The sequence below is a fragment of the Paenibacillus sp. 01L418 genome, from assembly GCF_056400045.1.
Genome location: NZ_JBFTSN010000722.1, coordinates 1 through 1,621 on the forward strand (window position 1 = coordinate 1; position 1,621 = coordinate 1,621).

Annotated in this window: 1 protein-coding gene and 1 pseudogene; both read left to right on the top strand. The window is 45.2% G+C overall.

All coding sequences use genetic code 11. The features are described from left to right. Positions 1 to 582: pseudogene (locus AC1DSE_RS35050) on the top strand (ABC transporter substrate-binding protein); the annotation flags it as partial. 653 nt (positions 583 to 1,235) lie between these two features. After that, positions 1,236 to 1,424: a hypothetical protein gene (locus AC1DSE_RS35055; RefSeq protein ID WP_477510496.1), complete on the top strand. Its 189-nt coding sequence runs from the start codon at positions 1,236 to 1,238 to the stop codon at positions 1,422 to 1,424. Positions 1,425 to 1,621 lie beyond the last annotated feature (197 nt).

A 1,621-nucleotide genomic window follows, 5' to 3' on the forward strand; every position in this document is an offset into this window, starting at 1 on the left:
AACTACTTGCTTGAAAACCTAGCGAATCCTACGGTTGGAAGCAAATATGAGCATGGCTTTAACTACTTGCTTGAAAACCTAGCGAATCCTACGGTTGGAAGCAAATATGAGCATGGCTTTGCTCAAGGCTATGACTGGGATATCGTAGACGGTCAACCAACGAGCAACAAGGATAAAATCCCTGGATTTACGAACGAATTCCCGTTCATTACAGGTCCGGCTCGTATTCCTGATCTATTTATGACAACTTTGGTTAAGCTTGCTGACGGAGTTGCTCCGGAAACACCTTACGAGAAACAAACGGCTGAATTCCGCAAACCTGAAAACTGGTATGCAGCAAAAGTCGTTATGGATCAAAAGGATATTCGCAAACAAAACTACTTTACAGGTGCAGCAACAGAAACAATGGTTTCGAAATGGAATTTGCTACGTCAATCCGAGATGGAAACGTTCAACAAAATCATCTACGGCAAATTGCCGGTTGATGCTTTCGATGAGTTTGTATCCAGCTGGAAAGCAAATGGCGGAGACCAAATCACGAAAGAAGTTAATGAGTGGTTCCAATCCGTTTCTAAAAAATAAAGATCTTGGCCCGCAGAGTCTACTGCGGGCTTTTTTTTGTGTGATGGGTTGGTGGTGCGAAAGGAGGAGGAGGTGGGTGGCACCAACAAGATAAAAAAGGGGGATAGAGCGGGTGGTGCTTGCGAGGTGGAATGTTGTTTATGGAGCGGTGTTGGCGGTGAGTAGATAGTTAGTAAGTCAGTAATTCAGTAAGTGAATGATTAAATGAATGAATGTCGGACGCTCATGTGCGGAACTTTGATAGCGGGTAGTCTGTAGTGGACTAGTGGGTGTGAAACGGTAATGGTGGTATGTTTGTAACGGACGCTCATGTGTGGAATTGTGCTCGCGGGTTGTGTGTAGTGGACAATTGGTTGTAGAACAGTAATGGTGGTGTGCTTATAGCGGACGCTTATGTGCGGAACTATGCTCGCGGGTTGTGTGTAGTGGACAATTGGTTGTGGAACAGTAATTGTGTATGCTTATAGCGGACGCTCATGTGCGGAATTGTGCTTGCGGGTTGTATGTAGTGGACTATTAAGAGTGGAACGGCAATGGTGGTGTGTTTGTAGCGGACGCTCATGTGTGGAATTGTGCTAGCGGGTTGTGTGTAGTTAGTGGACAATTAGTTGTGGAACAATAATGGTGGTGTGTTTGGGCCGGGAGCAGCGCGGATGTTGTGTGTGTGGCAAATGATTCGTTGTAGAATGCTGCTAAGTGGATGGATGAAGCAGACCTGCTTGAGCGTAACGGACACCAGAGCGCTTATTTGTGTAGAATCGGCTGTTTTTGTAGAGCTAACGGACATATGTTCCGCTATTTGGGCTAAAGTGCTTGAATTTATTGTCTTTTTACTAGAATAACGGATCCTATCTATATAGCCCCCTAATCCATTTGGACACTCCCACTCCTTTCAGCTACACTAAATTTATGGTGGGGGAATGACCAGTGAGAAGACGATTTAGATGCCCGGTTGAAGCGAAAAAGGAGCTTGTTGTAGAAGTGTTAGCTGGTTACCGTACGGAGGTTGTAGCCAGAAAACATGGTATGTCTCCTAAGA

Coding starts and splice junctions, on each gene's coding strand:
- AC1DSE_RS35055 (WP_477510496.1), top strand. CDS start 1,236: ATGTTGTGTGTGTGGCAAATGATTCGTTGTAGAATGCTGCTAAGTGGA.